Annotated in this window: 25 protein-coding genes and 1 tRNA gene; 13 read left to right on the top strand and 13 right to left on the bottom strand. The window is 38.0% G+C overall.

From position 1 onward, the window contains the following. Nucleotides 1-50 precede the first annotated feature (50 nt). Nucleotides 51-551 carry a carbohydrate-binding protein gene (locus BTO21_RS03715; protein ID WP_045026452.1) on the bottom strand — a complete coding sequence of 167 codons (501 nt, stop codon included), beginning with the start codon at nt 549-551 and terminating at the stop codon, nt 51-53. A gap of 128 nt (nt 552-679) precedes the next feature. Then, on the bottom strand, nt 680-961 hold the full coding sequence (locus BTO21_RS03710) for a lipoprotein (protein ID WP_045026453.1): 282 nt from the start codon (nt 959-961) through the stop codon (nt 680-682). Nucleotides 962-1,309: 348 nt separating this feature from the next. Between BTO21_RS03710 and BTO21_RS03705 the strand changes: the two genes are divergently transcribed. Beyond that, a complete protein-coding gene (locus BTO21_RS03705; protein WP_045026455.1) occupies nt 1,310-1,681 on the top strand; it encodes a hypothetical protein in 372 nt (123 codons plus the stop codon). 483 nt (nt 1,682-2,164) lie between these two features. Here BTO21_RS03705 and BTO21_RS03700 read toward each other — a convergent pair. The 5 genes from BTO21_RS03700 to BTO21_RS03680 form a co-directional block, all read right to left on the bottom strand. Next, nucleotides 2,165-2,255: transfer RNA gene (locus BTO21_RS03700), tRNA-Ser, on the bottom strand. A gap of 80 nt (nt 2,256-2,335) precedes the next feature. Further along, entirely contained in the window at nt 2,336-3,133 is a 798-nt protein-coding gene (locus BTO21_RS03695) for an ATP adenylyltransferase family protein (protein ID WP_232573538.1), read from the bottom strand. A gap of 16 nt (nt 3,134-3,149) precedes the next feature. After that, a complete protein-coding gene (locus BTO21_RS03690; RefSeq protein WP_045026456.1) occupies nt 3,150-3,539 on the bottom strand; it encodes a hypothetical protein in 390 nt (129 codons plus the stop codon). A gap of 109 nt (nt 3,540-3,648) precedes the next feature. After that, entirely contained in the window at nt 3,649-4,488 is an 840-nt protein-coding gene (locus BTO21_RS03685) for a TPR end-of-group domain-containing protein (RefSeq protein ID WP_412760184.1), read from the bottom strand. A 505-nt stretch (nt 4,489-4,993) separates the two neighbouring features. Continuing rightward, nucleotides 4,994-6,142 (bottom strand): polysaccharide export protein, encoded by a 1,149-nt coding sequence (locus BTO21_RS03680; protein WP_045026459.1) that lies wholly within the window; start codon nt 6,140-6,142, stop codon nt 4,994-4,996. A 1,170-nt stretch (nt 6,143-7,312) separates the two neighbouring features. On the opposite strand from BTO21_RS03680, the gene BTO21_RS03675 reads away from it, so the two are divergent. Further along, nucleotides 7,313-7,792 (top strand): hypothetical protein, encoded by a 480-nt coding sequence (locus BTO21_RS03675; RefSeq protein WP_105026688.1) that lies wholly within the window; start codon nt 7,313-7,315, stop codon nt 7,790-7,792. Between the two features lie 89 nt (nt 7,793-7,881). On the opposite strand, the gene htpX is transcribed toward BTO21_RS03675, so the two are convergent. Then, nucleotides 7,882-8,766: a protease HtpX gene (htpX, locus tag BTO21_RS03670; protein WP_045026462.1), complete on the bottom strand. Its 885-nt coding sequence runs from the start codon at nt 8,764-8,766 to the stop codon at nt 7,882-7,884. A 385-nt stretch (nt 8,767-9,151) separates the two neighbouring features. On the opposite strand from htpX, the gene BTO21_RS20030 reads away from it, so the two are divergent. Beyond that, nucleotides 9,152-9,316 (top strand): hypothetical protein, encoded by a 165-nt coding sequence (locus BTO21_RS20030; protein WP_045026463.1) that lies wholly within the window; start codon nt 9,152-9,154, stop codon nt 9,314-9,316. Between the two features lie 65 nt (nt 9,317-9,381). On the opposite strand, the gene bioD is transcribed toward BTO21_RS20030, so the two are convergent. Genes bioD through bioB form a run of 4 tightly spaced genes read right to left on the bottom strand, consistent with a single transcriptional unit; the run spans nt 9,382 to nt 13,053 of the window. Then, nucleotides 9,382-10,059, bottom strand: a complete 678-nt coding sequence (gene bioD, locus BTO21_RS03665) for a dethiobiotin synthase (protein ID WP_045026464.1) — start codon at nt 10,057-10,059, stop codon at nt 9,382-9,384. After that, nucleotides 10,052-10,873: a malonyl-ACP O-methyltransferase BioC gene (gene bioC / locus BTO21_RS03660; RefSeq protein WP_045026465.1), complete on the bottom strand. Its 822-nt coding sequence runs from the start codon at nt 10,871-10,873 to the stop codon at nt 10,052-10,054. The genes bioD and bioC overlap by 8 nt, the downstream gene beginning before the upstream one ends. Beyond that, nucleotides 10,863-12,014 (bottom strand): 8-amino-7-oxononanoate synthase, encoded by a 1,152-nt coding sequence (gene bioF, locus BTO21_RS03655; RefSeq protein ID WP_045026848.1) that lies wholly within the window; start codon nt 12,012-12,014, stop codon nt 10,863-10,865. The genes bioC and bioF overlap by 11 nt, the downstream gene beginning before the upstream one ends. Continuing rightward, a complete protein-coding gene (bioB, locus tag BTO21_RS03650) occupies nt 12,001-13,053 on the bottom strand; it encodes a biotin synthase BioB (RefSeq protein ID WP_045026466.1) in 1,053 nt (350 codons plus the stop codon). Before bioB ends, bioF begins: the two co-directional genes overlap by 14 nt. 202 nt (nt 13,054-13,255) lie before the next feature. On the opposite strand from bioB, the gene bioA reads away from it, so the two are divergent. From bioA to BTO21_RS03615, 7 genes are all read left to right on the top strand, one after another. Further along, a complete protein-coding gene (gene bioA / locus BTO21_RS03645) occupies nt 13,256-14,536 on the top strand; it encodes an adenosylmethionine--8-amino-7-oxononanoate transaminase (RefSeq protein WP_045026467.1) in 1,281 nt (426 codons plus the stop codon). Between the two features lie 164 nt (nt 14,537-14,700). Further along, nucleotides 14,701-15,264 (top strand): LON peptidase substrate-binding domain-containing protein, encoded by a 564-nt coding sequence (locus tag BTO21_RS03640; RefSeq protein WP_045026468.1) that lies wholly within the window; start codon nt 14,701-14,703, stop codon nt 15,262-15,264. A 625-nt stretch (nt 15,265-15,889) separates the two neighbouring features. Beyond that, complete coding sequence (locus BTO21_RS03635) at nt 15,890-17,473, top strand: L-lactate permease (protein ID WP_045026469.1); 1,584 nt, start codon at nt 15,890-15,892, stop codon at nt 17,471-17,473. A 98-nt stretch (nt 17,474-17,571) separates the two neighbouring features. Further along, nucleotides 17,572-18,291, top strand: a complete 720-nt coding sequence (locus BTO21_RS03630) for a (Fe-S)-binding protein (protein ID WP_065192797.1) — start codon at nt 17,572-17,574, stop codon at nt 18,289-18,291. Nucleotides 18,292-18,303: 12 nt separating this feature from the next. Continuing rightward, nucleotides 18,304-19,719: a LutB/LldF family L-lactate oxidation iron-sulfur protein gene (locus tag BTO21_RS03625; protein ID WP_045026472.1), complete on the top strand. Its 1,416-nt coding sequence runs from the start codon at nt 18,304-18,306 to the stop codon at nt 19,717-19,719. Nucleotides 19,720-19,730: 11 nt separating this feature from the next. Continuing rightward, nucleotides 19,731-20,474, top strand: a complete 744-nt coding sequence (locus BTO21_RS03620) for a LutC/YkgG family protein (RefSeq protein WP_045026473.1) — start codon at nt 19,731-19,733, stop codon at nt 20,472-20,474. A gap of 145 nt (nt 20,475-20,619) precedes the next feature. After that, nucleotides 20,620-21,522 carry a LysR family transcriptional regulator gene (locus tag BTO21_RS03615; protein ID WP_045026474.1) on the top strand — a complete coding sequence of 301 codons (903 nt, stop codon included), beginning with the start codon at nt 20,620-20,622 and terminating at the stop codon, nt 21,520-21,522. Here BTO21_RS03615 and mlc read toward each other — a convergent pair. Then, a complete protein-coding gene (gene mlc / locus BTO21_RS03610; RefSeq protein ID WP_045026475.1) occupies nt 21,519-22,733 on the bottom strand; it encodes a sugar metabolism global transcriptional regulator Mlc in 1,215 nt (404 codons plus the stop codon). The genes BTO21_RS03615 and mlc overlap by 4 nt on opposite strands. Before the next feature lie 280 nt (nt 22,734-23,013). Between mlc and queE the strand changes: the two genes are divergently transcribed. From queE to BTO21_RS03595, 3 genes are all read left to right on the top strand, one after another. After that, nucleotides 23,014-23,682: a 7-carboxy-7-deazaguanine synthase QueE gene (gene queE, locus BTO21_RS03605; RefSeq protein WP_045026476.1), complete on the top strand. Its 669-nt coding sequence runs from the start codon at nt 23,014-23,016 to the stop codon at nt 23,680-23,682. Between the two features lie 264 nt (nt 23,683-23,946). After that, the gene (gene asnS, locus BTO21_RS03600) at nt 23,947-25,347 is read left to right on the top strand and encodes an asparagine--tRNA ligase (RefSeq protein WP_045026477.1); all 1,401 of its coding nucleotides are present in this window, start codon (nt 23,947-23,949) and stop codon (nt 25,345-25,347) included. A 193-nt stretch (nt 25,348-25,540) separates the two neighbouring features. Then, nucleotides 25,541-26,842 carry a GGDEF domain-containing protein gene (locus BTO21_RS03595; protein WP_105026687.1) on the top strand — a complete coding sequence of 434 codons (1,302 nt, stop codon included), beginning with the start codon at nt 25,541-25,543 and terminating at the stop codon, nt 26,840-26,842. Nucleotides 26,843-26,866 lie beyond the last annotated feature (24 nt).

Genomic DNA, 26,866 nt, shown 5'->3' with positions numbered 1-26,866 from the left:
ACGGCTACTAATGAGTATCTGCTCAAAAAAGCAGATACTCAGCATCTATCTTATTGCACTCGTGACCATGCATCACGCCAATGCTGGGTTTTGCCTGGAGCATATCCTTCCAATTGACACCATGGTGTTGCAGGCCAATCACGACAACGGTATACGTTACCGTTCGGGGTGCGCACCTTATCGCCAGCATTGTATTTCACACCAGCACGGTAACGCGTAACCTTAAAACTATTAGGTTTAGTATAATTATTATCGTTGTAGTTATTATCGTCGTAATTATTATCGTTACCAATCAGCCGAACTAATTTCCATGGACCCGATTCATTATCACGTTTAGGACGATCACCCTGTGTCCACCATTTAGCAACCCACAGTCGTCCAACATAACGCACGCTGTCACCTTTGTTATACACAGACGCTTTATTCCATGTCTGTCCAGGTCGCTCACTCGGTAATGTCGTTGGCCGATCATTCGCGTGGGCTACCACTGAAACGGTACTCAGTGATAGTGCACTTAGTACACACATAACAAGCAATGCGCTTTTTTTCATAATAACCGCAATTCCTACTTACAATAAAAAGAAGATGGTGAAATAGTCACCGTTTGTGTTTTATAAATTATAAGTGATATCAGCAAATAACTAGCACACAATATTGTAAGTAAGCGTATCTGACAAAATTAATAACCGCCTGTTTTGCTGTATTCCGCTTCAGCAAACTTCTTACCTTCGGCAGCGGCGGCTTGACAGGCTTGTGGATCAACATCACCACGTTTGAGCACATAATGGGTTAATTGTTGCGCTTTTGCCGTCCGATTAAAGAACTCATGATAGCCAATATTACGGCATAGTTTCCATGACGATACGCCTGCTGCATTATCAACGGTATAACTGTTTGATGGCGTTCCAGCACAGCCTGTTACTGCCACAACGATAGCCGCTGCGATGATTATTTTTTTCATGTTCGTCCCTATTTAGTCTTACATCAACGACAATATTATCTCTATGATGCTAAAAGATATTACTTAATATGTTGTTATCTTAGTCTACACATTGCTTCTATAACAACTGAATCTGTTTTCATCTTTCTGGCATTAATCAAATACCGCATTATTACGCTCAATGATGGCGACTTGATGTGATTACTCTCCACCAAAAAAAAGTAAAGAATCAGGATTATTTTGTGTTTGTTTTTACATTTAATGTTATCGATAACATCAGAATAAAAATTTCACTTTTGCGCTAGTAATTAAACGTAAATTAGCATAACTTGCGAAGCAATATTAATACCGTGATCAGGATGCTTTTCCATGAACCATTTTCAGAGCTATTCTCAGCTCCTTCCTTGCTTTGATTGTCGTAAAAATACTGCTGAAGCAGATTTAGGTTGGTTAACACCCGCCATGCACGACAGTGTTCAGCAACAAATCACAGCCATCATCACGGGCGATGCCGCTTTTGGGGATGATCTTATCGCAATCATTACTTGTAGCCCTGAGGAAGCGCGTGACTACTTATTGTTGAATGCGTTTGGTTACTCAGAAGATGAATTAACATCAAACGGCATTGATGCAGATGATCTTAAAGAAATTGATCAAGAAATTGCGGCAAGCACAACGGCACTAGGTCAAGTGACTTTTGAGCACGAAATCGCACTGCAAGCTTGTAGCTCTTGTGAGTAGTCACCTGTTATAGCGTTAAACAATAAAGCTGTTAGCCTTGCTAGCAGCTTTTTTTATCGCACTCATATATCACTGCAAAGAATGACTCGGGTTATCATCTTGGAAATGAGGGGCTATTATCCATGACCTATTTACCATGTATCTGAGCATTAAAGACATCACTGAAAAATCAGCTAATATCAAGCCAACCAATAACACTACGACATGCTGATAGTAGATTCCCTATCTCGTTCGTAACCTCACTGTAGGGAATGACGTGTGGTTCGTTTAGGTATTCACTGTAAAAGCTGTCACTATTAGATATAGCTGAATAATTTGGTGGATTAGAGGATTTAAACCTACTTTTATACGAACGAAAAAAAACCGTTAATTTTCATTAACGGTTTTCTTAAATGTGGCGGAGCTGCTTGGGCATTAGAGGATTTGAACCCGCTTTTATGTAAACGAAAAAAAGCCGCTAATAAATAGCGGCTTTTTAATGTGTGGCGGAGAGATAGGGATTTGAACCCTAGATACGCTATAAACGTATGCTGGTTTTCAAGACCAGTGCTTTCAACCGCTCAGCCATCTCTCCATGGCCGCTATAGTAATAATAACCTTATCAGTTGTAAAGTCTTTCTTGCTCAACCGCTTAAATATCAAACAATTATGCTGTTATTTTTCTTCAAAACCACAATCAATTAAGAACCGCATGAAACCATAGTTTTCTAGCCATGCTAATTGCTGCTCAGAACTGACTAAAAAACGACCGCTAAAGTTCACGCCGTGGCCAGATAATGTTTCTACTTGGTTTTTAACCCGTGGAATAATCAGCATCCAGCGTTCAGTGAGTAAAATATTATAAGGTAAACATTCACTTAAACCATTCACTAACTTAGTGGTATTTAACTGTAGAGATTCCATTGCGTCTAAATAATCAGCATATAACTGGTTTGGGTTCAACCCTTTGTATAGAAATACTGCATGCTTAAAGGGTAATTGTCCATTTATGATCTGAGATTCTAAAGGAATAGATGTTCTAACAAGCTGCATGTGACGATGCATTTGGCTTGAACCCGCAATATGACCTGAATTAAAGAAACCCAGTACATCACTACGGGTAATGCCTTTCACCCACGCATTAAAATCGGCGAATGTTAACACTGATGTTTGAGGAATATAATCTTTAGCGCAAATCAATAGATGTGGAACAACGATTGGAAACCGATTCAATAAGCACACATAATCCGTATCCATATCCTTTATATAATCACAATGAGTATATGGCGCAATAAAAGGATCTTGTGCTGACACAGCAGGAGAATGCTTTATTTTCATATTATCAGTGAGTAAATTAACAATATAGTTAACACCCTCTTGCTGATAAATAATATCGTCGCTGGTTAAAGGTAATAAATCACCATTTCCCAGTGCTAATTTAGTTTTTTCCGCACAAGCATTCCACAGCATCATTTTGCCCTTACTTTAATTATTCATCATTCTCTTGAAAGCAATCATTACAATTTTGTAGCTCTATTTCATGACTAAACACAACAACGCCTTCGGCTGTCATATGCTCTGAAATTTGATCTTCAATATCTGTAATCACGGTTGACTTAATATTACCGTGATTAATTTCTGACTCAGAATGATCGTAATAATTTAGTAGTAAAAAATCTTTTGCTTCATCTTCTGAACAAATAATCTCTACCGTAAAATAAGGTTCATAAACACTGCCACGCTGTTGCAGCATGACTTCAATTTGATCGGTAACATCCGCCTTCATACTCGGTGTTAACCAACCAAGGTCGGTTTTTACTTTTTTAGTGTGGCAATTAAAACAAGGTAATTCATAAGTATAAAACTGAAAGTTAGTCATATTAATTTCTCTTAATTTTCATTCTAGTTATAAAATTATGCTTATTCAGTTGTTTTTACTAGCATTAAAAATGCAATGTTGAGTTGTAATTACAAGCATAACTCAGCACTTAATCTTCTACGGCTATCAATAGTAATTCAAACCGTTCATTGCCTCGTAAATTTTCAAAATCATCTTCATCGGCGGCAAGTTCACGTAATGATATGCTGTCTTTAATCGCACGTTCTAAATCTGAGATTGCTTGTTCTTCTACCCCTAAGCAGGCATAAGCACAGGCGCGTTGATATAAAGCATGCGCATTAGTATCATCAACTTCCAATACTCGATTACAGATACTTAATGCCCAATGGAATTCACGCATTTCCATGGTAGCGTCAGCTTTATAGGTTAATGCTTCTAAATCACCAGGACGTACTTTTAAAATTTCGTCATAAATTTCTACTTTTTGCTCAGGTGTTTGTGAACTTTGAGCACGAAGCCACAAGTTATGTACTTCATTAATTTTTTCTATCTCGCGATTATTTTCACTAATAATCCGTGTTTTACGCTTTAAGTCACGCTCTAATGCTTTGAATTTCTGTTCGTAATTATCAGCAATCCCTTTTAATTGTGATTCTGCCATCCGTTTGGTGTTTTCTTTTATTTCACGCATTGATTGCCAACCAATTAAAGCGATCAATGATGCTACAGCCGCAATAATATAGAAGAAATACGTTACCGTAACATTTGCGTAATTCATTGATTTATCAGCGACGGCTAATTCTCTATCAGTAATATCACGCGTAAGTCGACGTTCGAGATCTTGTTGATCCATGCGGAGTGATTTCAATTCATCAAGTACGTAACGTTCTATCATCGGTTTTTCATAAATACTCTGTTCGGAGTAAGGTTTCGTATTATCCCTATCAGCAGCATCAACAGTCGATGCTGATAGCACAACACAAAACATCACAATCCCTAACAGCACTTTAAACATAAGCTACAACCTTTCGCTAACAAATTGATTCTATATAAATAGTTTATAAACATAACAGCTTTAATTTTTTCATTGTCAGTTTAGATTTAAAATCAATAAAATACGAAAAAACATCACCTTTTTTAAAAATTAATTCTTACAAGGTAATAAATAGATTCTAGAGTTATATCGAAGACTATTGGCATACAACCTCTCAGACATGGATAGGAAGAAGAGTATATGAAACATAAAACGGATAAATCATTATGGCTGATTCCAACGGGTGTTAGCTTATTAGTGGCATTTTAGGCATAATTATACTGACGCCGATGATGTAACATCAGACGATAAGATGCAGTGGTCTTTTGACTCCCCACTGTAATTTCTTACATCAATCAACTTTCGGTACGCATCACAAAATACAGAGATAAAAAAGGGGATGCTATTTAAGCATCCCCTGTTGAACGTTACTAATTATACCACTTCACTTTAAACTTAATTATTTAAGGTTCGTGTAGTAATTAAAACCTTCAGATAAATTATTAAAGCCGTTAATGGTTGGAACAACCTGACGGATAACACGATTCCAACGTGCAATCGGTGCAGCAGTCACATAAACAATATCATATGGCTGTAGTTCAAACTCGGTACCAATAACCAACGCTGTCGCATCTTTAATGTTTAATTGGTAAACATTAGCAATTATCTTATCGTTTGGATTTTTCTTAACGTCATTTCGTGTTGAACGAATAACGAAGACACCAGTCGCATCAGCTTCAAGCTCATTAATACCACCAACACTGCTTAGTGCTTCTGTTAAGCTCATGCCTGCGCGGTCAATCTTAAGTAGTTTAGGCTCATTAACTTCACCCATAACGAATACTTTTTGATCATCGTTACGTGGTACATGAATGATATCGCCATTTTCCAATAAACGATTCTGAAGTAAATCACCACGTTGCATTAAGGCATATAATGAAATCTTCTGATCTTTACCATTACGCGTTAATGTTACATTACGCCAATCGGCATCCGCTGCTAAACCGCCTGACTTATCTATCGCATCAAGTAATGTAAGAGGCACATTGCTAATAGGTTGTTGGCCTGGCGTTTTAACTTCACCAGTAACATATGCTTTTTGAGATCGGAAAGAGGCTACGTTAACATCTACTTGTGGATTTTCAATATAAGCAGATAATCGGCGAGAGATAATCTGACGTACTTGAGAAACAGTTTTTCCTTCTACATAGACTTTGCCTATGTATGGATAGAAAATTGTACCATCAGCATGCACCCAGTTACCCGCTTCACTTGCACTACGGTATGCACCAGCAGGAATGGTTAATTCAGGGTGATCCCAAATAGTAACGTTTAAAATATCACCAGGGCCAATATGATATTCATAATTTGCTAGCTCAGCTTCCAAACGAGGATTTTGCTCAGCTTTCACTTTGGGAATACGATACTGATTCACTGTATTGGCAGTAAGAGGATAAACATTAACACGGTCTGATATGTTAGTACTGTCACCATCGGCAACTTTGATAACATGCTTACCAGCAAGTGTTAGGTTTGAACCGGGTACAGCACACCCACCTAACGTCGATGAGATAAATGCTGCTATTAAAATTTTCTTTGTTAAATCCATTATAAATTCACATATGTTGTTAAAATAAACTACCGCAATACACCCTCTACCTGAAAAATGTTCAACAGTAGCATGAAGTGATAATTAATAGACTAATTATTGATTACGATGATTAATACCTATAGTTTATTCATTCCATATTAATCATTCATATTTAATATGGTTTTAATGTCGAATAAACCTGGGGATTCAGCAATATTACCGAATAGATATCCCCATTAATATTATGCTAGGTAATCTGTACTTTTTATACATTACATAAAAAAATGAGACGATTACTAGACTTTTCATTCTCTCACTTTATAGCAACACTCGTACCTATAAGGGATTAACTTTCAGATATCAAAATAGCAATCCGTAATAACTTTCTATCACTAAAGAAGAAAGCCACACATTATAAAACATTAACTATACAAATATAATGCCTTATAAAAGACATTCTCTTACTACGGCATAATAAACACAATAATAAGCTCTTATATAGATATAGCTAACGCTGTAAGATACTTCGTAAATCAAACCTAAGAATATGATATTAGTTAAAAAACAGCCATTAAATTAAAATATTAAATTAAAATAAAATAAAAAGACTTTTTATTACACTCAAAAAAAACATTGCAAACAACATATTAGAATAATTATCAATATAAAATACTAAAAAAACACTGCGCTTAACACTAATCACTCTTTGCTCAAGTTTTCTGATTTTCAGATTAAATCAGGCTTAATTAATTTTGATTTTAGATATATAAATACAAACCGATAACAACCAGTGATATAAAAGTTATTGTTATATCTAGTATCAAAAATCAAGTCTAAAATTATATTTAAAAAAACAACAAGCATTGTTTAAAAAACGCACGTTATCTTGAGATAAAATAATTGAAAGTGATTTTTTAATTCATGATTTAAAAAATTATATTTAAACAGAAAACAACACTACCTATTTTGTTAAAGTAATATTCCATTTTTACTTATTTTAACCTTTTATTATACTCTTATACTTGCGCGCAATTATAAGGATAGATTCATCCTATAATCAGTATCGAGTGTGTTTATGCTATTTAAACAGTAAACAATGCATTTATCATTATTGATGATACTAGTATATCTCTCATAAATGTAAGCTCATACCTTAAATTGATAATCATATAAAGATCTATAACCATAATGAAATTAAATAATATAATTAATACTATAAAATTTTTACCATTTTATTTACTCTTTGCTCCTTTTTGGTTTTCTAACGGTGTCGTAGACAAATTTTATGGCGTTTTCTTTGGCACCTATGCGGGTGACAGCTGGGCAGGTTGGAAAGAATACATTGCTGGCAACTGGGCGAAAAAAACCGTTACTGATTTTCTGTTAGTCCCATTTTTTGACTACTTATTTCCTTTTTTAATGTTGTTACAAGTATTACCTTTTATCTTATTGGTAATTTCATTCTTAAAAATGGAATTTATACCAGGCAAGCCAAAACTATGGTTAAAAGCAGGTATTCTTGCCTCTTTATTTGTGACATCAGCAATGTGCTTTAGCCAAACGCTAGCAGGAACCTCTGATGTGCAGTACTTATTTCAATTTTGGGGTGTTTCACTACTTGGTTTTTGGTATGTAGAAAATCAAGAAAAAGCACTCTTAAATAAATAGACCAAAACAAAAAAAGCCCCCTGCTATACTTTCAACGAGAAAGTACTTTAGCAGAGGGCTTATTGTAGTACGTTTAGTAGATTAAATAATTACTTTACGTACTCACCACGGCGTAATGCATCAATACGTTTATCGAGTGGTGGGTGAGTCATAAATAACTCTGATAATGATTTCTTACCATTAATACCAAATGCCATCATCGAACCTTCTAAATGCGGTTCATGACTCACTTTCAAACGCTCAAGTGCGGCAATCATTTTATCACGACCAACCAGCTTTGCTGAGCCTGCATCAGCATAAAACTCACGATGACGGCTATACCACATCGTCAGAATACTTGCTAAGAAGCCAAACAAGACTTCCATAATCGAAGAAACAATAAAGTAAGTCATGTAGCTACCGCCACCTTCCCCTTCTTCACTGTTATTATTGACGCCACTAATAGCGCCAGCAACTAGACGAGAAACAAATATCACGAATGTATTTACCACACCTTGCATTAACGTCATGGTTACCATATCGCCATTCGCAACATGACTAATTTCGTGTGCTAATACCGCTTCTGCCTCATCTCGAGTCATGCTATGTAGTAAACCTGTAGATACAGCGACTAATGCATCATCACGCTTAGCCCCTGTTGCAAACGCATTAATATCAGGTGCGTCATAAATAGCAACCGTTGGCATACCAATACCTGCTTGTTCAGCTTGACGAGCAACAGTATTAATCAACCAATGTTCAGTTTCATTACGTGGGCTATCAATGACAACACCACCCACTGAACGTAAAGCCATCGACTTTGACATCATTAAAGACACTAATGATCCACCGAAACCAAACAAAGCCGCCATGACTAATAATCCAGAAAGGCTGCCTGGTTTCATTCCTGTTACCGCATACACAATGTTAAGTACAATACTAAACACTAACATTACGGCAAGGTTCGTTGCTAAAAACAACGCGATACGTTTCATATCTATTATCTTCTCCAATTGAAAGGACATTACCAATCTGGTTTATACTTTTATAGACTGTATTCTAGTGCCTTATGACTACACTCAGACTATTATTACTCACTATATTCAAATAATATGGCTGTAAATTAAAGAGTTAAATTGTTACTAATTCTTATCAGGCTCATATCTGGCAATCTTTCGGCGCACGCCCACAAAATAAACGACCACTTAAACAACAATAAACAAACAAAACAGGCACAACACAACCTCAAAATAGCATCTTTTTATCAAAATAAATGCTGATTAGACTTTAGTCTTATTGCTTTCATCACATAACTCTATTATTGTTTACGCATTGTTATGAAACAATGCACACAAAGACATGAGTACACAGGGAGGGTTCATGACTAATAATGAAAGCTATCAAGTTGCTATAGATATATTGCGTTGCCATCTTGGTATGTCAATTGATGAAGCGTACAAAGAGCTTGGCCTTGATCTAGCAGGTAATCCAGCACCGCTAACAGAAACACAAGAAGTACTAATTGGGCTTAATTCAACTAATTAGTTCGCACATCTCTATTAAAATAAAAGGCACATTGCGTGCCTTTTATTGTCTTTGCTATCCTACTTTTAGTTTAATACTGTTAAATCAATATAGTCAGCTAAAAAGTCACGTTTATTTATTGGACAATAAGGGATTTCAGCTATTTTTTTACCCGGCAAGTGTTGCTCTAACCACGTTATCATTACGGTATAATTATCCGTAGTAGACTGAACTTGGTTGGCGATCCACCCCACAATCGTTAACCCATCAGCTTGAATTGCCTCAGCCGTTAATAATGCGTGATTTAAACACCCAAGTTTAACCCCCACCACTAAAATAACCGGTAGTTGTTCTTGTTTTACCCACGATGAAAGGTAATCACTATTATTGACAGGAACTCGCCAACCACCAGCACCTTCAATAAGTACACATTCAGATTTAGCTTTAAGATCGGCTAATCCTTGAGATAACACACTAAATTCAATCGTTTTATGTTCTTCAGCTGCCGCAATATGTGGAGAAACGGGGCGATAAAAAGCATAGGGATTAACTTCATCATATGTCACGCTAACAGATGATGCTTGTTGCAGTAATAAAGCATCACTATTACGCAGTCCTTGCGAGGTGTTATCACTACCTGATGCAATTGGCTTATAACCCACCATCGCAATACCTGCTTGTTGCGCCGCATGTAAAATCGCACAACTACAAACAGTTTTCCCGACATCAGTATCAGTACCCGCAACAAAATAGGCATTATGCATTTTTTAATACTCCAAAACATACTTGGTAAGTTGCTGGTAATAATCCATTATCTAATCGAAACTCATCATAAGCGTGCTCTAATTCGATGAATGTCTGTCGTCCAAGTAACCCTGATTGCCGCTGCTGTTGCAGATGCGTCGCACCAATACCTTTTAGATCTTTCATTAGTTTCATGGCGGTTGGGTAATAAACCGTTATAGGTTGGCATTCTAACACCTCAATCATTAAGCCTGATTGTATAATCTCAGTGGTAATAACATCTTGTGACTTAAACGTATTAACATGCTGTTTTTCATCAACCTGTGCCCAAGCTTGTTTAAGCTCATTCAATGAACCCTCAACTAATGTGGTAAATAAAATCACACCGTCAGGTTTAACTACCCGTTGTAACTCGCGTAATGGCACGCTTAAATCATCACACCACTGTAAAGCCAGATTACTGAACGCAACATCATAACTATTATCAGTCACCACGATATTTTCAGCATCCGTTTGTAAATACTGACAATCAGATCCACAGCGTTGTTGAGCTTGTAATAACATTTCAGCAGAGAGATCCGCCGCAGTAACATCAAAGCCCTGTTGATGTAACATTGCACTGAAATACCCCGTTCCACAACCAAGATCAATCACTTTTAGCATTGGTGTAACCGAAGATAGTGTTGGCATTAAAGATAACAATTGCCGTCCAACTTGTCGTTGAAATTCAGCTGATTTATCATAATCCTGTGCTGCTCGTCCAAACGCATTCGCAATGGCTTGTTTGTTTAATTGATCAATTGATAATGCAGGTTTATTTAATTTATCCAACATCGACGGCCTCATTAACAACCTCATTAATAGCAATGGCTAACTGATGAATATCGGTTTCATTATGATTTGCCGTAAGTGTAATCCGTAAGCGTGCACTGTGGCGAGGTACTGTCGGTGGACGAATGGCTCCGACTCTAATACTTCGCTGCTGTAATTGATCTGCGATCATCATGGTTTGGCTACTATCACCAATAATGATCGGTTTAATTGGGGTGATCGTCGGCATAAGATCAATACTGCTATCAAGATGATGATCTAAATTTCCAGCCAATGACTGTAATTTTTCTCGTCGCCAAGATTGAGTTTGAATCAATGAACAAGCACGACCTAATGCAACTGCTTGGGCGGGAGGCATCGCGGTAGAATAAATATAATGACGAGCAAATTGTACTAAATATTCAGCAGTCTCTTGACTACACAATACTGCAGCGCCTTGTATACCAAAAGCTTTACCAAAAGTTATCACTAATATATCAGCTTTTATACCTGCTAGATGACAACTCCCTTGCCCTGTATCGCCTAATACACCGCAACCATGCGCATCATCAACCATCAACCAACTTTGATGTAGATCCGTTATTTGTCGTAATGATGCCAGCGGGGCACAATCGCCATCCATACTAAAAACACCTTCCGTTACCACTAAAGATGCAGTATCTACTCCCACCTTTATCTTTGAAAGCTGTTGTTGTAACGCTGCCATATCGTTATGAGCAAAACGCTTCATTTTTGCAGGCGATAACATTCCCGCTTCAATTAAAGAGGCATGATTAAGCTTGTCTTGATACAAATGATCTTGCGCTTGTAATAACGCAAATAACACCGCTTGATTAGCACTAAAGCCACTGTTAAATAACAATGCTCGTTGGTAACCCAACCATTCCGTTAATTGTTGTTCTAAGTCGGCATGTGGTGGTTGAAATCCGGTGACTAATGGTGAAGCACTACTTCCTGCACCGTATTGAGTTAGCCCTTGCTGCCAAGCTGTTATTATTTCAGGATCTTGTGCTAAACCAAGATAATCATTACTGGCAAAGTTTAACCCTTGCGAATGAATATCAACACACTGTAACTGCCGATAAAGCCCCTGATCCTGACGTTGGGCAAGGGCTTGTTGATGACGTTGATTAAAGAGAGGCATCATAAAACATGTCATCTTTTGTTGGACGTGCGGCAACGCGTTCTGCAACTTGGCCAAATAATTCTTGGGCTTGAACATCATCAGGTTTTGCTGTGTGATGCTGGCTATTAATACCCAGTTTGGCAAATAATTGCATGTCTTTATCTTCAGCGGGATTAGGTGTGGTTAATAACTTACAACCATAAAATACAGAATTAGCCCCAGCCATAAAACACAGTGTTTGCATTTGGTCATTCATATCTTCGCGACCCGCAGAAAGCCTTACTGCTGATTGCGGCATAATGATTCGTGCTACCGCTATAATACGAATAAAGTCAAACGGATCGACATCTTCAGCATTTTCAAGTGGTGTCCCTTTCACTTTGACTAACATATTGATAGGTACACTTTCAGGATGAACGGGTAAATTCGCTAATTCCACCAGCAATCCAGCACGATCTCGCTCACTTTCGCCCATACCAATAATACCGCCAGAACAAATTTTCATGCCCGCATCACGCACATGCGCTAACGTATCTAAACGGTCTTGATAAGTCCGCGTGGTAATAATATTGCCGTAGTATTCAGGAGAAGTATCAAGATTATGGTTGTAATAATCCAATCCAGCAGCCGCTAACGTAGTCGCCTGATCGGTGGTGATCATACCCAATGTCATACACGTTTCTAGCCCTAGTTTCTTAACGCCTTGCACCATATCAAGTAAATAAGGCATATCTCGATCTTTAGGGTTTTTCCATGCAGCCCCCATACAAAAACGGGTAGCGCCAGATTGCTTCGCTTTTATCGCTGCCTCAAGAACACGGTCAACTTCCAGTAAGCGTTCTTTATCTATATCAGTACGGTAATGCGCACTTTGAGGGCAATACTTACAATCCTCAGGACAAGCACCTGTTTTAATCGATAATAAGGTGCTGACTTGCACTTGATTGGGGTGATGAAATTGACGATGGATTTGCTGAGCTTCAAACACTAAATCCATAAACGGTTTGTTAAATAAAGCCTGTACTTCCTCAACAGTCCAATTACAACGAATATCCACAAAGCTACCCTCTTTTTATTATTTATTATCCAATAATCAATACATTGCAATCGTGTGTAATAGCGATGTAGAGCCACAATTACACTCACAACACATTGTATGTAAAACAACCGATCAGACATTTACCCGTCTTTTAATTGTTGGCTAGTCTACTAATAGTACGTAGACTGTCAACCTTGAATAATAAAATAGGTTTACTAGTGTGCAAAAAGAGAACGCTATTGATATTACCTTTGACCAGCATCATATTTGGCATCCATACACGTCAACCATAACGCCACTTCCTTGTTACCCTGTCACTGAGGCCTGTGGTGTATACCTTACTCTTGAAGATGGTACCCAATTAATTGATGGTATGTCTTCATGGTGGTCCGCGATTCACGGTTATAACCACCCACAACTAACCACTGCTGCAAAAACACAGTTAGATAAAATGTCGCATGTCATGTTTGGAGGGATTACTCACCAACCAGCAGTCGAGCTCTGTAAAAAATTAGTGGCAATAACACCGCAAGGGTTAGACACCGTTTTTCTTGCGGATTCAGGATCCGTTGCCGTTGAAGTTGCCTTAAAAATGGCATTGCAATACTGGCATGCAAAAGATGAACCTCGAGCTAAGTTTTTAACACTTCGTCATGGCTATCATGGTGATACCTTTGCCGCGATGTCCGTTACCGATCCCGATAACTCCATGCACAGTATTTATAAAGGGTTTTTACCTGAACATATTTTTACCGATTCACCCCAGTGTGGTTTCTGGGAGGAATGGAATGAAGATGATATTGCTGATTTTTCAAATAAATTAGCGCAACACCATCGAGAAGTTGCGGCAGTTATTTTAGAACCTATCGTGCAAGGTGCTGGAGGGATGCGTCTATATCATCCCACCTATTTATGCCGAGTGCGCGAATTATGTGATCATTATGGGGTGTTATTAATTGCCGATGAAATAGCAACCGGGTTTGGGCGTACAGGCAAACTTTTTGCGTGTGAGCATGCCAATATTAGTCCTGATATTATGTGTGTCGGCAAAGCATTAACGGGAGGCTATATGACATTATCCGCAGTTATCACCCATAAACATATTGCCGATACCGTATGCAGTGGTGAAGCCGGATGCTTTATGCATGGACCAACATTTATGGGTAATCCTCTTGCCTGTGCCGTTGCTAATGCTAATCTTGCCATATTAGAAAAAAACCAATGGCAGCAACAGGTTGAAAATATTGAAAAACAATTCGCCTATGAACTACCGATCATTGCAACACTCGAAAAAGTAAAACAAGTGCGCTGGTTAGGTGCCATCGGGGTAGTTGAATTACATCAAGCGGTCAATATGATGGAAATACAACAGGCCTTTGTTAATGCTGGCGTATGGATCCGTCCTTTTGGTCGATTAATTTATATTATGCCGCCTTATATTATTACGTCTGCTCAGCTATCATGTTTGACCCAAGCAATATATCAGGCATTAAATACATAATACTGTTCGACTAAACAGCCTTTTATTTCCCCTTAGTATCATAAAGCAGACATTGTTCTATTTAAGTCTGCTTATACTGATTAAAGGTGCCCGACCAACATAATAATAATGATATCTCGAGCGGCCATTTACTTATGTTAAAGCACTGAGCTAGGGTTATCATTATGCAATTACCTCTATTCCCGCTTGATATTTACTTATTACCCAATGGTATCTGCAAATTACGTATTTACGAACAGCGTTATATTCGATTAGTTAAACTCGCTACGACCAATCATCATGGCTTTGGGTTATGCATGAAAATCGATGATACTCTATGCCATTTTGGTACTCGCGCCATTATTACTGATTTTGATCCCCTACCCGATGGCTTTATGAGTATTACTATTAAGGGCGTTGAGATGTTCTTGATTAATAACCATTGGCAAGACAATGACGCCCTTCACATTGGTGATACTTCGCCAGTTCCAAACTGGCATAGCAAGAATATTAATTTTCTCGATCAAAATATTTCAGACAACTTAAAACAACTGTTCCAGCAGCATCCTGATCATGCGCATTATTATCCTGAGCCAAAATTTGATGATATTACGTGGGTATGTCAACGCTGGCTCGAAATTCTACCGTTAGAGGTTAATCAAAAACAATGGTTTATGAGTCGTAACGACTGCAGTGCCGCTTTATCTTTCTTGCATACTGTAATCAATAATAATACTAACTTAAAATAGGTCTCATTTTTCTACCATCACATCATACAATCACACATAAATCGCGTTTAAATTATGAATAATTATTTATTTTTTTAAATAGAAAATAACATTCAATCCTTAAATAATAGTAATATATTATTATTTAAGTCAATTAATCTATTTTCAGATTACCAAATAATGTTTATTATATTTCAATTAACCATATTAAATGCATTATTAGTCGTATTCATTTGAATATACACGCTTAAATAATCACTGTAGTGATAATCATTATCTTTAGCGGGGAGTGATGCTTATATTCATTATAATAAACACCTAAAATATTAGCTTACGTATGCAAATACATTGTTTCCGAAACTGCTCTAATCCCATTAACCATGCTGACACCAAGCCATTATAACACCTTGATTAAATATATAATTTCAAAAAAACACTAAAAGTTACATACTTATTCATGTCACATTTAATTAATAAGTATGATAAATACTAAAAAAAAATAGATAGAAAGTTTCTTTTTCCTGCCTACAATAATCTCCCCACTGAGATAATCAGTACAAAAAATACTATTCACATAGTAATAATAAATAAAAACAATACTCGTCGATTTAAACATGGAATAAGACGACTCAGGTAGGGGAAATATATGCTCAATTTAGCGATATCGATCATTCCAATATTATTATTAATTTGGATGATGACAAAAAAGAATGCGTTACCGTCACATATTGCATTACCTTTAACAGCGTTAATTGTGGGTATATTACAATTAGTCCATTTTGGCACTGATGGACGTTTATTAACGGCTAATATTATTTCTGGCACTTTATCAGCAATTACACCCATTTCTATTATTGCTGGTGCGATTTTATTAAATCGTACCCTCTTAGTTTCAGGCTGTGAAGATGTTATTAGACAATGGTTAGAAGGCATTAGTAAAAACCGTATTGGGCAATTAATGATCATCGGTTGGGCGTTTGCTTTTATGATAGAAGGCGCTTCAGGTTTTGGTACGCCCGCAGCAATAGCAGCCCCTATTTTAGTTGGGTTAGGTTTTAATCCATTACGAGTCGCTATGTTAGCGTTAGTCATGAACTCCGTCCCGGTCTCTTTTGGTGCTGTAGGTACACCCACATGGTTTGGTTTAGGTAACTTAGGGCTGTCGAATACTGAGCTGCTGCACGTTGGGGGATTATCCGCCATCATGCACACTGTAGCAGCGATTATCATTCCGGTTATTGCGCTGAAATTTATTGTTAGTTGGCAACAAATTCGCCGTAATATTATTTTTATTCAGTTAAGTATTTGGTCATGTACGCTGCCTTATGTTTGGCTAGCACAATGGAACTATGAGTTCCCCGCCCTTATTGGTGGGGCGATTGGCTTAACGCTATCAATACTTTTTGCTCGTTATAACATTGGGTTAGAAAAAATCGAAACCACTGCCACCGAAAATGTTGCTATTCCTTTAGCATTCGGATGTGTATTTAAGGCAATGGCGCCAACCTTATTACTGATTGTTATTCTGATTGTGACCCGTATTAAACAATTAGGCCTTAAAGGGATGCTAAATGATGCGACACCGATGTGGAATTTTCACTTAGGAATTGCTGACTTACATATTAGCCAAGCGTTAATTATTCATATAAATAATATTTTAGGTACTGATACTGCTTGGGCATACAAAACACTTTATGTTCCTGCATTAATCCCATTTTTCCTCGTTGTTTTAGTGTCGATTCCTTTTCTAAAAATGAACCGACACCAAGTGGTAACAGTATTTAGTGATACAGCATCACGTATAAAAACCCCTTTTATCGCCCTTGTTGGTGCGTTAATTATGGTGAAATTTATGATGATTGGTGGTGATCACTCACCGATCATGACAACGGGTAATGCCTTTGCACATTTATTAGGGAAAAATTGGCAATACTGTGCCGCTTATCTTGGTGCTTTAGGGGCCTTTTTCTCAGGCTCAGCAACTGTATCTAACCTAACGTTTGGTGCAATTCAACAAAGTATTGCCCATACCGTTGGGTTACCTGAAACCATCATTCTTGCCTTGCAATCGGTTGGTGGTGCGATGGGTAATATGGTGTGCATTAATAACATTATCGCAGTATCAGCAATACTTGGTATTGCCAATAAAGAAGGCTATATCATTAAACGAACCGTTATACCTATGATTTTATATGGTGTAATTGTCGCTATCGTGAGTCTTTTTCTTTAATCGCTACAAAAATAGGTTTACGCGCTGCTGTGTAGCAGGCGTAAACCAACAGTATAACGTCAATATCTCAGGCGCCTTTACGCCACTGGAGCAATAAAATGAAGGTAAACTTTTTTGTCACTTGTCTTGGCGATACCGTAAAAGCAGACGTTGCTAAAAAAACGGTACAACTGCTTGAGCAGCTAGAATGTGAAGTGATTTTTCCTGAACGCCAAGGTTGTTGTGGTCAACCCGCACTAAATAGTGGCTATATCGAAAAAAGCAAACCTGCAATGAAAAGCATGATCGAAGCCTTTGAAATCAATGATTACCCGATTGTGACACCTGCAGGCTCATGTGCTGCTTCTGTGAAAAAATACCCGCATTATTTAGAGGACGAACCTGAGTGGGCAGCACGCGCACAAAAAGTGGCTGATCGTTTATTTGAGCTAACGCAATTTGTAGTCCGCCAATTAGGTGTAGAAAACGTTGGCGCTCGTCTTAAAGGTAAAGGGGTTTACCACCCATCTTGCAGTCTTATCCGTAAATTAGGAGTGCGCGAAGAACCACTTATCTTACTAAATAACGTTGAAGGTCTTGAATTATTACCAATTGACAATCAAGAAACGTGTTGTGGTTTTGGTGGTACTTTTTCCGTCAAAATGTCTGAAATTTCAGGTGAAATGGTAACAGAAAAAGTACAACACATTAGCGCGGTAAAACCAGATTTCTTAATTGGTGCTGATATTAGTTGTTTATTAAATATTGGTGGTCGTATTAGCCGTGAAGGCCAACCTATTAAAGTGATGCACATTGTTGATGTGCTGATGAGTCGCTAAGAGGTCATTATTATGTCAATGAAAACCAGCAACGTTAAATTTAAAGATCGTATTCATCTCAAAATGAAAGACGAATCAATGCGTGCCGCCGTTGCCAACGCACAAGAAAGAATGTTTAAGAGCCGCGCTGTTGCTGCTGAAAAACTTGGTAACTGGGAAGAATGGCGTGAAATGGGCATGGATATTCGTAACCATGTGCTTGAGAACCTTGACTACTACTTACAACAACTTAGTGAAAATGTAGAAAAAAATGGTGGTCATGTTTTCTTCGCCTCAACAGCAGAAGATGCAACTAATTACATCGAAACGATTGTTAAGAAAAAGAACGCCAAAAAAATCGTAAAATCTAAATCAATGGTGACCGAAGAAATCGGCATGAACCAGATGATTCAACGTAATAATTGCGAGATCATCGAAACCGATTTAGGCGAATATATTTTACAAGTCGATGATTGTGATGCGCCATCACACATTGTTGTGCCTGCACTACACAAAAATCGCACCCAAATCCGCGAAGTGTTCAAAGAAAAGCTCGGTTATGACGGTTCATCTGATCCTGAAGCCATGACCCGTTTTGTCCGTGAGCATATTCGCCATGATTTCCTTGAAGCAGAAATCGGTATTACAGGTTGTAACTTTGCGATTGCAGAATCTGGCACCGTAACGCTAGTGACTAACGAAGGTAACGCCCGCCTCGCCACCAGCTTGCCAAAAACACATATCGCCGTCATGGGCATGGAGCGTATCGTTCCTACCTTTGAAGAGTTCGATATTGTTGCGAGCCTATTGTGTCGTAGTGCGGTTGGTCTACCGTTAACCGGTTACGTTACCGCGCTAACGGGTCCACGTGAAGGTGATAATTGTGATGGTCCTGAAGAGTTCCACTTAGTTATTGTCGACAATGGTCGTTCAAAAATTTTAGGATCAGAATTCCGTCCTATTCTACGTTGTATTCGCTGTGCAGCTTGTGTTAATACTTGCCCAGCTTACCGTCATATTGGTGGTCAATCTTACGGTTCAATCTATTCAGGTCCAATCGGTGCAGTGCTATCGCCACTACTTGGTGGTTATGAAGATTTTAAAGACTTACCTAACGCTTGTAGCTTATGCCGCGCTTGCCATGATGTATGCCCAGTAAAAATCCCACTGTCTGATTTATTACTAAAACACCGCCAAATTATGGGTGAAGAAAAAATCACAGCACCATCAGAACGAGCTGCAATCACAGGCTTTAACTTTGTTAATTCCCACCCTTTTATTTGGGATAAAACAGTTAAAATCGGCGCAATTATGGCTGGAAAACTGATTAAAGATGGCAAGCTACCCTTTAAAGTGGGTTTACTTAATGCATGGACACAAACTCGTGATTTACCAGCACCAACAGGTCAATCATTCCGTAGCTGGTTCAAAAACAGAGATGACAAATAAGGGGCTTCCGCATGTCAGAGCAACGCATTTTTAACCGCGATAGTTTCCTTGATAATATCGCCAAACAGCTTGGTCGTGAACGTATTACTGCACCCGTAGCACGTCCAAACTTAAAATATAACTGTCACAAAGAGGTTTTTGCGAATAAAACCCCTGATGAATTAAAAGCTATTTTAGTTGACTACACAAAAACAACATTAGCATCGCAAGCAATTGTTACGACGAAAGATAAGCTTACTGAGACACTACGTAATGTATGTTTCCATTATTGCACTGATGATGGTAAAGGCATAAATCCTATCGGTGAAACTATCTTTACAGCAGATAATCGTCTGTTAGATATAGTAAACCCGAAAGATTTGACTGAAAAACAGCACGGTGTATATATTTGGGATCAGAGCGCAGGTTACGAGTCAAATATTGCGGTTGCGGAACGCGCTAAAGTCGGCGTAGTATTTGCCGAACAGGCGTTAGCTGAATCAGGCACAATGGTACTTTATAGCCAAGCAGCACAAGGTCGAGCCGTCAGTTTGCTCCCTGAAGCGTCTGTGTTTATTGTACCTAAAAGTAATATCGTCCCTCGTTTAACGCAAGCGACAGCGTTATTACATCAAAAAGCACAGAATGGTGAACGTATTCCATCATGTGTAAACTTTATTTCAGGTCCTAGTTCGACAGCAGATATCGAGCTGATCAAGGTTGTTGGTGTGCATGGGCCCGTCTTTGCCACCTACATCATTATTGATGATATGTAGTTTTACCTATCACCAATAGTGATAAACAAACTAGCAGGATGCTAGTGGTTAAGCACTTAAACGGGAATATGAAAAAAACGCAGTTATCGGACTGCGTTTTTTTTCGCGTATAATTCCGTAAAACACCAACTTTTGGAATATTTACATGCCAGCCATTGATGATCTTGTTCTTTTTACTCAAGTTATTGAACATGGATCTTTCAGCAAAGTCGCTGAACTAAATAGCATAACAAAATCTGTTGTCAGTAAACGCATCAGTAAGCTCGAAACCAGTTTAGGGCTCCAACTTATTTATCGTACCACTCGTAAACTCACGCTTACTGAACCAGGTGAAGTGCTTTATCACCGCGCTAAAACCATCAACAATATTGCACAAACCGCCTTTGATTCAGTAACGGGTTATAGCGAAGCGCTCTCAGGTAAAATTCGTATGTCAGTGCCAACCATTTCAGGAGAGCTTGTATTGGCAAATGCAGTATCGACTTTTTGTCAAAAGCACCCTGGGCTAACGGTTGATATGTCACTTAATAATCATTTTGTTGATCTGGTTGCCGATAACTATGATCTTGTCATTCGTACTGGCTACCTTGAAGACTCTAGCTTAATTGCTCGCCATATTTTTAATTCACGTTGGGTTATCTGTGCATCACCGGCCTACCTTGAACAACATGGTATACCTGAAACACCCAAGGCATTAAATAGCCATAATTGCTTAGGCTATAACCCACAAAGTTCAGGCCCTTTTGATTGGCAATTTATTCGTCAAAATAAAATTTATACCCACAAAGTCAGCGGCAATTTTTCATCTGACAATGCCGTTGCATTAAAGAAAGTCGCATTAGCAGGTAATGGCATTGCCTATTTACCCACTTGTTTAGTGTATGACGAATTACAACAAGGCAAACTGATCGAAATATTAGCGGCCAATGCTGGTAAAGTTGTCGGTATCTATGCGGTATACCCTTATACCCGAAAACCCGCCAAACGCATTCAGGCTCTGATTGAGCATATTCGAGAAAGCTACATGGAAATTAAAGAGCAATTTTAACCATCAACCAGTTTCATTAACAAATGGCCATCATACAGTGCTTGTTTGACCAAAGCCGCACCAGGCATAGTTGCTTGAGTGTAAAAACAACTTTCTTTAAGTTCTAAATCGCGATTATAAATAGGCAGTGTTTGACCAATAATACATTCCATGATCGCTGGATATAATACCGACTTAGCGCGATTTAATTCTCCGCCAATTAAAATCCGTTGTGGATTAAACAAATTCACCATAATCGCAATGGCTTGTCCAAGGTGATGCCCAAGATCAACAATAATTTGACGAGCAAGAGCGTCACCAGCAACAGCAGCATCACAAATAGCTTCAATAGTCAGTTCAGATGCCATTAAGGTTGATATATGCCCTTCTTGTAAACGGGTCAATGTTTGCTCCAATACCGCAGATAAACTGGCTACCGTCTCTAAACAACCATGATTACCGCAAAAACAACGTTTACCATAAGGCTTGATCTGAATATGCCCAAGTTCACCAATATTACCGGTCCGACCTTGAAGCACCGTATCATCTAAAATAATCCCTGCGCCAACACCATGATGTACTGACACTAAAATAGAATTTGATATACCGCGTGAATTACCAAACAACTTTTCAGCTAATGCCCATGAACGGGTATCATTGCCAATAAAAACAGGTAAACCTGTTGCCTGATGAATAAGATCGCTTAATGGCAGGTCTTTTATGGTGTAATGCGGCATTTGTAATACCACACCGTCATCAGCATTGACCAATCCCGGTAATGAAACAGCAATCGCTGAAATACGATCAAGCGCACTGACATGATTGGCAAAAAATACATTAATTTCAGTCAATAATTTAGCGACCACATCATCTTGCTGTAATTGTTTAATCTCTTGCCGTTCTTCAACTAAAATATCGCCACTTAAGCAGTGTAATGCAATGGTTAAATAACCTCGCCCCAATCGAATCGATAAGAACTGCCAGCCTTCATTTGCAAGAACTAGCCCAATAGCAGGTCTTCCTCGACTAGTCGATTCTTGATATTGCGTTTCTTTTATTAAATGCGCTTCAATCAATTCACGGGTGATCTTGGTGATACTTGCAGGTGCTAATTGACTACGTTTAGATAATTCAATCCGCGAAATAGGTCCGTACAGATCAATAAGTTTATATACGCTCCCGGCATTATTTCTTTTAATATGATCAATATGACCTGGCTGAGCGACGTACATGTCGATACTCCTAGGGGGAAAACAGTGATAAATATCATTCAGTTTCAATTTTTTTACTTTGCGAACTAATTGTGAAGTCTCTTGTACTCAGGACGTGACCGACATCACGAGGAATCCCTAAAGACTTCCGCTTTCGCTTCTGACATAATGATAAATCGACATTTCGTCGAGTATAATTTCAACTAGCAAATTTAATCTCTTTCGTGCTTTGACTAAGCAGCATCTACTGCGATGTCTCATTGTTATGACAAAAGCAACGGTAAGGAATACGAGGTTCCACGTGTACAAAATTAATGAAGTCTTCGAAACCATTCAAGGTGAAGGTGTATTCACCGGCGTCCCTGCTATTTTTGTTCGTTTACAAGTCTGCCCTGTGGGTTGTTCATGGTGTGACACTAAACAAACATGGACAGCTGAACCTGAAGATTTAGTCAGTGTTGAACGTATCATGGTAAAAACAGAAGACTCACCACTTTGGACACAGCTTGATGCTAATGGCGTTGTGAATCTATTAGTAGATCAAGGTTATACTGCCAAACATGTTGTCATCACAGGTGGTGAACCTTGTATCTATGATTTACGCCCATTGACTGCTGCATTAGAAGCCGCTGGATTTAATTGCCAAATAGAAACCAGTGGTACTTCAGATATTTTAACCAGTGAACAAACCTGGGTTACGGTATCACCTAAAATTAACATGAAAGCAAAGTTACCGGTATTAACCTCTGCGTTAGCACGCGCTAATGAAATCAAACATCCGGTAGGCACCAGTAAAGATATTGATCAATTAGACGCTCTATTAGCCACAGCAACACTACGCAATGATGTTACGATAGCTTTGCAGCCAATTAGTCAAAAACCACGAGCGACTGAATTGTGCATTTCAACCTGTATCGCGCGTAATTGGCGTTTATCAATTCAAACCCATAAATATTTAGCGATTGCTTAATGCCCTTTTATTATTCATCCATAGCGTAGCTTCAACAAATAACAACATAATGATAAGGCTCACTTAGCTTATCATTGCCAAAATGATCGTTTCTTAACCAACCCTATGTATAAATTACCGCTTTCCCACATCAATTTATCAATCTAATGAGATCAATGCTTGATGCTTGACGTAAGAAAGGTAATATTAGTTATATAACGATATCTTTAAGCACGTAATACTTTAATTCCAAAGTGAAGTGCCTAAACGGAGAATGACTTAAACATGACTTACGCGCCTGTAACAGACGTATTAAGCGGTAAGCTAGCAGTTGACAGTGAAATCACTGTCCGTGGCTGGATCCGTTCACGTCGTGATTCCAAAGCTGGAATTTCTTTCCTTGCCATTTATGACGGCTCTTGTTTCGACCCGATTCAGGCCGTGGTCTCTAATGAGTTAAATAATTATCAGGAAGAAGTACTTAAATTAACAACAGGTTGCTCTGTTGAAGTTACTGGTACTATTGTTGCTTCTCCTGCTAAAGGTCAAGATTTCGAGCTAGCAGCAACAGCCGTTAAAGTTGTTGGTTGGGTAGAAGATGCAAACACTTACCCAATGGCTAAAACACGTCACTCAATTGAGTATTTACGTGAAGTTGCCCACCTACGCCCACGCACTAACGTTATTGGTGCAGTAGCACGTGTTCGTAACTGCCTATCACAAGCAATCCACCGTTTTTACCACGAGCAAGGTTTCTTCTGGACGTCATCACCGCTTATCACATCGTCTGATTGTGAAGGTGCTGGTGAAATGTTCCGTGTATCAACACTTGATCTAAACAACCTTCCTTTGGATGACCAAGGTAACGTTGATTACGATAAAGACTTCTTTGGCAAAGAAACATTCCTAACGGTATCTGGCCAATTAAATGCTGAAACTTATGCTTGTGCATTAAGCAAAGTTTACACGTTCGGTCCAACATTCCGCGCTGAAAACTCAAACACTAGCCGCCACCTAGCTGAATTCTGGATGGTTGAACCTGAAGTTGCTTTTGCTGATCTCAATGATGTAGCAAAACTGGCTGAAGACATGCTTAAATACGTTTTCGCTGCTGTTCTTGCAGAACGTCGTGATGATCTTGAATTCTTTGCTTCACGCATTGATAAAGAGGCAATCACTCGTCTTGAGCAATTTGTTAACGCAGACTTTGCACAAGTTGATTACACTGATGCAATCCAAATTCTTATCGATTCTGGTAAGAAATTTGAATTCGATGTTGAGTGGGGCATTGATATGTCTTCTGAGCACGAGCGTTACCTTGCTGAAGAACACTTTAAAGCACCTGTTATCGTTAAGAACTACCCGAAAGACATCAAAGCTTTCTACATGCGTCTAAACGATGACGGTAAAACTGTTGCAGCTATGGATGTTCTTGCACCAGGTATTGGTGAAATCATCGGTGGTGCACAACGTGAAGAGCGCTTAGACGTTCTTGATGCACGTATGATTGCTATGGGCATCAACCCTGAAGATATGGGCTGGTACCGTGATTTACGTCGTTACGGCACTGTTCCTCACGCTGGCTTCGGTCTTGGCTTTGAGCGTTTAGTGTCTTACGTGACTGGCATGGGCAACGTACGTGACGTTATTCCATTCCCACGTACTCCACGCTCTGCTAACTTCTAAATATATTTAGCAGGCATAAAGGCTACCTCCGGGTGGCCTTTATGCCTGTATATTATAAAATGGCTAACACCTATTCATACATCAATAACTATATAGAATTTATAAATATTGATTTAATTTAAAAAATAGCTTAAATTCTCCTAAATCATTCACCATAATAATATAATTTTTATTTATAGAATAAAGTGTAAACATGAAAACAAAACATTATCAATTCAGCAAACAATTTATTGCAGCGATTAAATATTTTACTTTGTTTTTTTGTATTTTATCTAGCCTCTATTTAATTTACAATATTTATCATATTGAAAATTTCCATAATAAATACCTTACGAAAGTGCAAAATATATATTCTTATGTTCGTCGATTTGGATCATATCACAATAACGCCCTAGAGGAATATAAACTTGAAAATCACTATAAAACAAATAATGTTTCATTAATTGTTAATACAGCAGGTAACGTAAAAATACTCTCAGAAGGTATCGATAAATTACGTTCAGAATTAAACTCAATCACTAATAATAATATTTGGACAATTGCCGTATTTGAAAATCCAGCCAACTATGCTCACTTTGATCCAATTAGACCTGAATATCTTAACCAATTTGATAAATACGGTGAAAATTCAGTTATGTATCGTATAGTAGAACGTGAAGGATTAATAAATACTTATCAATCTTTTTATGGATGTAATTTAAAGCTAACTGAAAGCTATACCGAAAATGGCTCACATATTCAAATTAGAACGCTTTACTACCCTATTTATAATAATAGACATCTTGATGCGTTATTAGCAATTGATATAAAAAGTAAATGTTTTTCTGAAACGTTACAGAAATACAATAATAGTCATTTCACTATGATTAATATGAATAATAAAAATAACTTTTATAAAATAGAAGAATTACTCCCTTGCTCACAATTAAATCCTATCAATATTGGTATTAACTTATTATCCATTGTTAAGATCGTATTTTTTCCTGCACTCTTATTAACTATAATATATGGCTACTTTAAAACCTACCTTATTAAAAAACGATATCATATTCAACGTGATCAAATGACTAACTTTTATCGTCGAGATTACTATGAAAAAAAATGGTTGAAACAACATGATTTCAATTTATTAATCATTGATATTGACCATTTTAAAAAAGTAAATGATATCCATGGTCATGAAATTGGTGATGCCGTTATTCGCCACGTATCAAAACGAATTAATAACTGTATCCGTTCTGAAGATATAGCGGTTCGCTGGGGAGGCGAAGAATTTATCATTACCTTTAAAGATATGACTAATGAACAATTATATATTAAAGCAGAAAAAATATGTGTATCAATAGCATCAAGTCCTATATTAGAGCTTGATATTACTGTTTCAATTGGTGGTACTACTGCAACTAATACGCATTTTAATGATGTATATAAAGTTGCTGACAAGGCTCTCTATTTCTCAAAAAGCAATGGTAGAAATCAGTACACTATAGTCTAATAAATAGTTATATAATCACTCTGT

Origin of the sequence: Photobacterium phosphoreum (assembly GCF_002954725.1) — a bacterium.
GTDB classification, from domain to species: domain Bacteria; phylum Pseudomonadota; class Gammaproteobacteria; order Enterobacterales; family Vibrionaceae; genus Photobacterium; species Photobacterium phosphoreum.
This window is presented reverse-complemented; position numbering and strand designations above follow the sequence as displayed.

Excerpts from the sequence above, each read along its gene's own strand:
- BTO21_RS03640 (WP_045026468.1), top strand. The coding sequence starts at position 14,701 with ATGCAATTACCTCTATTCCCGCTTGATATTTACTTATTACCCAATGGT.
- BTO21_RS03595 (WP_105026687.1), top strand. The coding sequence starts at position 25,541 with ATGAAAACAAAACATTATCAATTCAGCAAACAATTTATTGCAGCGATT.
- BTO21_RS03620 (WP_045026473.1), top strand. The coding sequence starts at position 19,731 with ATGTCAGAGCAACGCATTTTTAACCGCGATAGTTTCCTTGATAATATC.
- BTO21_RS03685 (WP_412760184.1), bottom strand. The coding sequence starts at position 4,488 with ATGTTTTGTGTTGTGCTATCAGCATCGACTGTTGATGCTGCTGATAGG.
- asnS (WP_045026477.1), top strand. The coding sequence starts at position 23,947 with ATGACTTACGCGCCTGTAACAGACGTATTAAGCGGTAAGCTAGCAGTT.
- BTO21_RS03630 (WP_065192797.1), top strand. The coding sequence starts at position 17,572 with ATGAAGGTAAACTTTTTTGTCACTTGTCTTGGCGATACCGTAAAAGCA.
- BTO21_RS03625 (WP_045026472.1), top strand. The coding sequence starts at position 18,304 with ATGTCAATGAAAACCAGCAACGTTAAATTTAAAGATCGTATTCATCTC.
- BTO21_RS03695 (WP_232573538.1), bottom strand. The coding sequence starts at position 3,133 with ATGATGCTGTGGAATGCTTGTGCGGAAAAAACTAAATTAGCACTGGGA.
- BTO21_RS03710 (WP_045026453.1), bottom strand. The coding sequence starts at position 961 with ATGAAAAAAATAATCATCGCAGCGGCTATCGTTGTGGCAGTAACAGGC.
- BTO21_RS03675 (WP_105026688.1), top strand. The coding sequence starts at position 7,313 with ATGAAATTAAATAATATAATTAATACTATAAAATTTTTACCATTTTAT.
- bioD (WP_045026464.1), bottom strand. The coding sequence starts at position 10,059 with ATGCATAATGCCTATTTTGTTGCGGGTACTGATACTGATGTCGGGAAA.
- BTO21_RS03680 (WP_045026459.1), bottom strand. The coding sequence starts at position 6,142 with ATGGATTTAACAAAGAAAATTTTAATAGCAGCATTTATCTCATCGACG.
- bioF (WP_045026848.1), bottom strand. The coding sequence starts at position 12,014 with ATGCCTCTCTTTAATCAACGTCATCAACAAGCCCTTGCCCAACGTCAG.
- BTO21_RS03705 (WP_045026455.1), top strand. The coding sequence starts at position 1,310 with ATGAACCATTTTCAGAGCTATTCTCAGCTCCTTCCTTGCTTTGATTGT.
- BTO21_RS03715 (WP_045026452.1), bottom strand. The coding sequence starts at position 551 with ATGAAAAAAAGCGCATTGCTTGTTATGTGTGTACTAAGTGCACTATCA.
- htpX (WP_045026462.1), bottom strand. The coding sequence starts at position 8,766 with ATGAAACGTATCGCGTTGTTTTTAGCAACGAACCTTGCCGTAATGTTA.
- BTO21_RS03690 (WP_045026456.1), bottom strand. The coding sequence starts at position 3,539 with ATGACTAACTTTCAGTTTTATACTTATGAATTACCTTGTTTTAATTGC.
- BTO21_RS03615 (WP_045026474.1), top strand. The coding sequence starts at position 20,620 with ATGCCAGCCATTGATGATCTTGTTCTTTTTACTCAAGTTATTGAACAT.
- mlc (WP_045026475.1), bottom strand. The coding sequence starts at position 22,733 with ATGTACGTCGCTCAGCCAGGTCATATTGATCATATTAAAAGAAATAAT.
- BTO21_RS20030 (WP_045026463.1), top strand. The coding sequence starts at position 9,152 with ATGACTAATAATGAAAGCTATCAAGTTGCTATAGATATATTGCGTTGC.
- bioC (WP_045026465.1), bottom strand. The coding sequence starts at position 10,873 with ATGTTGGATAAATTAAATAAACCTGCATTATCAATTGATCAATTAAAC.
- BTO21_RS03635 (WP_045026469.1), top strand. The coding sequence starts at position 15,890 with ATGCTCAATTTAGCGATATCGATCATTCCAATATTATTATTAATTTGG.